At 70.6% G+C, this 6,514-nt stretch carries 6 protein-coding genes; 4 read left to right on the top strand and 2 right to left on the bottom strand.

Annotated elements, in window-relative coordinates; translation table 11 throughout:
• The coding region (locus HY68_RS32510) for an aminotransferase class V-fold PLP-dependent enzyme (RefSeq protein WP_041998589.1) at positions 1 to 325 on the top strand (325 nt) is incomplete at its 5' end.
• A 32-nt stretch (positions 326 to 357) separates the two neighbouring features.
• Here HY68_RS32510 and HY68_RS46095 read toward each other — a convergent pair.
• Entirely contained in the window at positions 358 to 1,821 is a 1,464-nt protein-coding gene (locus tag HY68_RS46095) for an ATP-binding protein (protein ID WP_041998586.1), read from the bottom strand.
• The gene (locus HY68_RS32500; RefSeq protein ID WP_041998584.1) at positions 1,818 to 3,476 is read right to left on the bottom strand and encodes an FAD-dependent oxidoreductase; all 1,659 of its coding nucleotides are present in this window, start codon (positions 3,474 to 3,476) and stop codon (positions 1,818 to 1,820) included. Before HY68_RS32500 ends, HY68_RS46095 begins: the two co-directional genes overlap by 4 nt.
• 163 nt (positions 3,477 to 3,639) lie before the next feature.
• Between HY68_RS32500 and ykgO the strand changes: the two genes are divergently transcribed.
• The 3 genes from ykgO to HY68_RS45795 all read left to right on the top strand — a co-directional run.
• Positions 3,640 to 3,762: a type B 50S ribosomal protein L36 gene (ykgO, locus tag HY68_RS32495; RefSeq protein WP_042000492.1), complete on the top strand. Its 123-nt coding sequence runs from the start codon at positions 3,640 to 3,642 to the stop codon at positions 3,760 to 3,762.
• Between the two features lie 66 nt (positions 3,763 to 3,828).
• Positions 3,829 to 5,664 (top strand): glycoside hydrolase family 15 protein, encoded by a 1,836-nt coding sequence (locus HY68_RS32490; RefSeq protein ID WP_041998581.1) that lies wholly within the window; start codon positions 3,829 to 3,831, stop codon positions 5,662 to 5,664.
• A 111-nt stretch (positions 5,665 to 5,775) separates the two neighbouring features.
• On the top strand, positions 5,776 to 6,514 hold a 739-nt coding region (locus HY68_RS45795; protein WP_241778896.1), incomplete at its 3' end, for an MFS transporter.

Here is a 6,514-nt window from a genome sequence, read left to right as displayed (position 1 = left end):
GGAGGCGCATGAGGATGTCCTGCGGTCCCGGATCGAGGAGGGGCTGGGCGCGTTCCCGTCCGTCACGCTGTACTCGCGGGCCCGGCGCCGCACCCCGACGCTGCTGCTCGGCTTCGAGGGCCGCGAAGCGCAGGACGCGTACCGCTTTCTCGCCGACCGTGGGGTCGTCGCGCCCGCCGGTTCGTTCTACGCGGTGGAGGCGTCGCGCAGGCTCGGTCTCGGCGACACCGGCGCGCTGCGGGTGGGGCTCGCCCCGTACACGAACGCCGACGACGTCGAGCGGCTGATCAGCGGCCTCGGCGACTTCCTGGGCCGGGCCGCGTAGCGCCCCGGCCCAGGACGGGCGGCGGTCCCCTGTCAGTCCCCGGGGCCCTCCGGGGCGACCGGCCGCTCCTCCGGCGGTTCCGGGGTGATCGGCAGGCACACCTCGAACCTGGTGGTGCCCGGCTCCGAGTAGACGCGGATGTCGCCGCCGTGCTTGTTGACGACGATGCGATGCGAGATGTCGAGGCCGAGGCCCGTGCCCTCACCGACGGCTTTCGTGGTGAAGAAGGGCTCGAAGATCCGCGGCCTGACCTCGGGCGGGATGCCGGAGCCCGTGTCGATCACATCGACGAGCACCCGGTCCGGCTCCTTCCTGGTGCGCAGGGTGAGCGTGCCCGTGCCGTCCATCGCGTCGAGGGCGTTGTGGATCAAGTTGGTCCACACCTGGTTGAGTTCGGCGCCGAACGCCCGGATGCCCGGCAGGTCGGGGTCGTAGTCCTTGACCACCTTCACGCCCTGGGGGATCTTCGCCTGGAGCATGGTGAGCGTGGCGTTGAGCAGGGCGTGCACGTCGACGGTCTGCTGTGCGGCGCGGTCGAGCTGGGAGTACTGCTTGGCCGCCCCGACCAGACCGGAGATCCGGGTCACCGCGTCGTCGATCTCGCCCATCAGCAGTTCGGTGTCGATGGTGTACGCGATCCAGCGCACGGCCGAGTCCAGATAGGCCTCGCCGACCGTGTCCTCGACGGTGGCCAGCCAGGGGACGCTGATGCCGCCAGCCGCCATCGCGGGCGCGAGGTCCCAGGCGCCCGCCACGCCGTGCTCTTCGAGCCAGTCGGCCAGTTCGTCCTCGGCGTCGGCCGCACCGAGCGCGGTCTGCGGCGGCGCGGCTGCCGCCTGTTTCACCGCCGCGTCCTGCAGTTCCACCAGGCCGTGCAGCCGGGTGCCGTCGACCCGGCCGTCGGCGATGAGGGCGAGCTTGTGGCGCATGCCGGCCACCCGGTCGCGCAGCGCCGCCGTGGCCCTGACGGCGGAGGCCGCCGGGTTGTTCAGCTCGTGGGTGAGGCCGGCCGACAGTGAGCCGAGGGCGATCAGCCGCTCCCGCTCCCCGACGATGGTGTTGGCGGCGCGGGTGCCGAAGAACAGCCCCTCCAGCAGATGCAGCGCCATCGGGAACCACTCGCGGATCGCCGTGGCGAACTCGTCGGCGGTCAGCACGAAGAACGTCGCGTCGCTGACGGCCCGCAGTGTGTTCGCGTACAACTGCTCGACGCGGTCGCCGAGATACGCCTGCATGGCGCCGCTGTAGACCCCGCGCTGGTCGGTCCTGCTGACCTCGATGTCGTCGCCGTGCAGCCGCCGGTTGAGCGAGACCGCGCCGCTCAGCAGGACGAAGAAGCAGGTCGCGGGCTCGCCCTCGGCGTAGACGACGCTGCCGCCCGCCCGCTCCTCGACCTTCCCCCGCTCGGACAGCCACACCAGCTGGTCCTCGTCGAGGGCCTCGAACAGGAACAGGGTGCGCAGCTCTTCCGGACTGAGCCGGACGGTGTCGGTCACTGTGCCTCCAGATAGCGGTGGACCAGCGAGATGGCCATCGCGCCTTCGCCCACGGCGGACGCGACGCGTTTGAGCGAGGTGGCGCGGACGTCTCCCGCCGCGAAGACACCGGGCACGCTGCACTCCAAGTGGTACGGGTCGCGGGGCAGTTGCCAGGACGCGGGGCGCCTGCCCGCAGCGACCAGGTCGGGTCCCGTGAGGACGAAGCCGCGGTCGTCGCGCTCGACCACGCCGTCCAGCCATTCGGTGCGGGGTTCGGCGCCGATGAAGACGAACAGCCAGGACGTCTCGACGGTTTCCGTGTCGCCGGTTCTGGTGTCCCTGAGCGTGAGCTGCTGGAGGTGGTCGCCGCCCTTGCCCTCGACCACCTCGGTCCAGGGGTGCACGACGACGTTGTCGATGTCGCGGAGCTGGTCGATGAGGTAGCTGGACATCGACCGTACGAGATCCTCGCCGCGGACGAGCAGATGCACCCGGCGCGCGTAGCGGGAGAAGTAGACGGCGGCCTGTCCCGCCGAGTTGGCGCCGCCCACCATGTACACGTCCTCGCCGGAGCAGGTGTGCGCCTCGGTGACGGTGGATCCGTAGAAGACCCCGGCGCCGGTGAACTCCTCAAGGCCCGGCGCCGTCAGCCTGCGGTAGGAGACCCCGGTGGACAGCACGACGGTGTGGGCGGTGATCGAGGTGCCGTCGCCGAACCGCAGCACCCGGCCCGAGCCGGGCGCCTCCATGGAGATCACCTCGCGGGTGGAGAGGATCTCGGCGCCGAACTTCGTCGCCTGCCTGCGGGCCCGCTCGGTGAGCTGGGCACCCGAGACCCCGTCCGGAAATCCGAGGTAGTTCTCGATGCGCGAGCTCTGGCCGGCCTGGCCGCCGGTGGCCTGGCGCTCCACCAGGACCGTACGCAGTCCCTCGGACGCGCCGTAGACGGCGGCGCCGAGTCCGGCGGGCCCCGCGCCGACCACGACGAGGTCGTAGAAGTCGGAGGTGGGTGTGGTGGTGAGGCCGACATGGGCGGCGAGCTGGGCGTCGCTCGGCGCCATCAGGGACGCGCCGTCGGACGTGATCACCAGCGGTACGTCGCCCTCGGCGGCCCCCGCGGCGTCGAGCAGCCGCCTGCCCTCGGGCTCGTCCGCCTGGAGCCAGCGGTACGGGACCAGGTTGCGGGCGAGGAAGTCGCGTACCGCGAAGGAGGGCGCCGACCAGCGGTGTCCCACCACCCGGGTCTCGGTGGCCGAGGGGTCGGGGGTGGCGAGCCAGAGGTCGAGCAGCCCGTCGATCACCGGGTAGAGGTTCTCCTCCGGCGGGTTCCACGGCTTGAGCAGGTAGTGGTCGAGGTCGACCACGTTGATGGCGTCGATGGCGGCGCCGGTGTCCGCGTACGCGGTGAGCAGCACCCGCCGGGCGAGCGGGAACAGGTCCATCGCCGCTTCCAGGAACTCGATGCCGTTCATCTTCGGCATCCGGTAGTCGGCGAGGATGATCGCCAGCTGGTCCCCGCGCAGCTTGATCTCGCGCAGCGCCTCCAGCGCGTCCTCACCGGAGGCCGCGCGGACGACCCGGTAGCGCTCGCCGTAGCGCCGCCGGATGTCGCGTGCGACGGCTCTGGAGACCGCCGGATCGTCGTCGACGGTCAAGATCGTCGGGTTGACCATGCCACCACCCCTGAACTGGTCGTCTCCTCGATGCGCCCGGGCATCCCAGACTACGCCGGGACGCCTCGGGACGGGCCGGGAACGGGGTGCGGCCGGGGCGGGGCCGGGGAATGGCGCAGCCGGGCGCACTGTTGTCATGGACATCCAAGGAAGGGAGCAGGCCATGAAGGTTCGCCAGTCGTTGCGGTCCTTGAAGTCCAAGCCGGGGGCGCAGGTCGTCCGCAGGCGGGGCCGCGTCTTCGTGATCAACAAGAAGGACCCCCGGTTCAAGGCCCGCCAGGGCTGAGAACGCGACCGCCGGACGGTCCCCGACCGATGTGCGGGGCGGCGGTCCGCGGGTGAGACTCGGTGGATGAAGGCCGAGGACTATCTGCCGATCGCCGAGCACGGCCTGATCGGTGACCTGCGCACCGCCGCGCTGGTCGGGACGGACGGCCGGGTGGACTGGTTCTGCGCCCCACGGTTCGACTCCCCCAGCGTCTTCGCCTCGCTGCTGGACGCCGGCAAGGGCGGCTACTGGGAGATCGCCCCGTCCTGCCAGATCGCCAAGCGGCACCAGTTCTACTTCCCGGACACCAACATCCTGGTGACCCGGATGCTCACCGAGGACGGCATCGTCGAGATCCAGGACTTCATGCCGGTCCTGCGGGCCCGCGACAGCGAGCACCGCCAGCGGCTGGTGCGGCGGGTGGTCAACGTACGGGGCCGGATGCGGATGTCGGTACGCGTCGCGCCGCGCATGAACTACGGCCGTGACCGGCACACCCTGACCCGGGTGCCGGACGGTGTGGTGTTCAGCGGCGAGACACTGTCCCTGTCGGTCCGCTCGACGGTGCGTCTGGACGTCGAAGGGGACGACGCGTACGGCGAGTTCGAGCTGTCCGAGCGCGAGACGGCGCTGTTCGTGCTGGAGGCGGCGGCCGACGGGGCGGACTTCCCCGAGGAGGCCGTGGGCCCCGAGGCCGCGGAGGTGTTGTTCGACGCGACGGTGGCGTTCTGGCGCCGCTGGCTCTCCCAGTCCGGCTACACGGGCCGCTGGCGCGAGATGGTGCACCGCTCGGCGCTCACCCTCAAACTGCTCACCCACGAACCGACCGGCGCGGTCATCGCCGCGCCGACGCTTGGTCTGCCCGAACGGATCGGCGGGGGCCGTAACTGGGACTACCGGTACGTGTGGATCAGGGACGCGGCGTTCTCCCTGTACGCGCTGCTGCGGCTGGGCTTCACCGACGAGGCCGAGGCCTTCATCGGATGGCTGACCGAGCGGCTGCGTACGGCGACCGACCGAGGCGCCGGACCGCTGCGGGTCATGTACTCCATCGACGGCGACGCGCACCTCCCCGAGGAGGTGCTCGGCCATCTGGAGGGGTACCGGGGCTCGTACCCGGTCCGCACCGGCAACGACGCGAGCGGCCAGCGCCAGCTGGACATCTACGGCGAACTGATCGACTCGATCTATCTGTTCAACAAGCACGGCGGCGGAATCTCGCACGAGGCCTGGACGGATCTGTGCGAGATCCTCGACTGGCTGATGGACAACTGGGACACCGCAGACGAGTCCATCTGGGAGACCAGGGCCGGCCGGCAGCACCACACCTACTCGCGGCTGATGTGCTGGGTGGCCGTCGAGCGCATGATCAGGATGGCCCGGCAGCGCGGTCTGCCCGGGGACCTGGGCCGCTGGACAGAGGTGCGCGACCGGATCTACCACGCGGTCATGTCGCGCGGCTGGGACCCGGTGGCCCACACGTTCGTCCAGCGGCTGGGCGCCGAGCCCGACGGGGAGGTGGAGACCATCCTGGACGCCTCGGCGCTGCTCATGCCGATGGTCAAGTTCATCTCCCCCGCCGACCAGCGGTTCCACTCGACCGTCGCCGCGATCCGGGGCAGTCTCGTGGCGGACAGCCTGGTCTTCCGCTACGACCCGGCACAGGCGCCGGACGGTCTCGACGGCACCGAGGGCACGTTCTCCATCTGCTCGTTCTGGTGGGTGGAGGCGCTGGCCCGCTCGGGTGACGTGGAAGAGGCGCGGGTGGCGCTGGAGAAGATGTTCACCTACGCCAACCACGTCGGACTCTACGCCGAGCAGATCGGCATGACGGGCGAGCATCTGGGCAATTTCCCGCAGGCGTTCACCCATCTGGCACTGATCAGTTCGGCGATCAACCTCGACCGCGCGATGGGCTGACGCGAGGTCTGGTCAGCAAAATAGATGCGTGGTACACCTTATTTTGTGACCGACAGTGAAGACACGTCAGCGACCGCCCAGGAGGCGGCGCACGGCGGCGCTCCCGGCGCGGTGAGCCCGTTCCGTCAGCCGAAGGCCGTGTGGGCGGTGGCCTTCGCCTGCGTGATCTCCTTCATGGGGATCGGCCTCGTCGACCCGATCCTGCCCGCCCTCGCCGACGGACTGCGGGCCAGCCCCAGCCAGGTGACGCTGCTGTTCACCAGTTATCTGGTGGTCACCGCCGTCGCCATGCTGTTCACCGGCTTCGTCTCCAGCCGGATCGGCGCCAAGCGCACGCTGGTCGCCGGGCTGATCCTGATCGTCGCCTTCAGCGCACTGGCCGGCGCGTCCGGCAGCATCGCCGGGATCGTCGGCTTCCGGGCGGGCTGGGGCCTGGGCAACGCGCTGTTCATCGCGACCTCGCTCGCGGTCATCGTCGGCTCGGCGAGCGGCGGCTTCGCCGGCGCCATCATCCTGTACGAGACGGCGCTCGGCATCGGTATCGCCATCGGTCCGCTGCTCGGCGGTGAACTCGGCGGCATCAGCTGGCGCGGCCCGTTCTTCGGCGTCGCCGTGCTGATGGCGCTCGCCCTGGTCGCGACGCTCACCCTCGTACAGCCGACCCCGCCGCCTGCCCACCGGACGTCGGTGCTCGACCCGTTGCGGGCCCTGCGCCACCGCGGTCTGCTGACCATGGGGCTGACGGCGCTGCTGTACAACTGGGGCTTCTTCACCGTGCTCGGCTACGCGCCGTTCCCCATGCACCTCGGGACCCATCAGCTGGGTTACGTGTTCACCGGGTGGGGCGTGC

Origin of the sequence: Streptomyces sp. AcH 505 (assembly GCF_000818175.1) — a bacterium.
Lineage (GTDB): Bacteria > Actinomycetota > Actinomycetes > Streptomycetales > Streptomycetaceae > Streptomyces.
The sequence above is the reverse complement of the archived record's forward strand: the minus strand, read 5'-3'. Positions and strand labels throughout refer to the sequence as shown.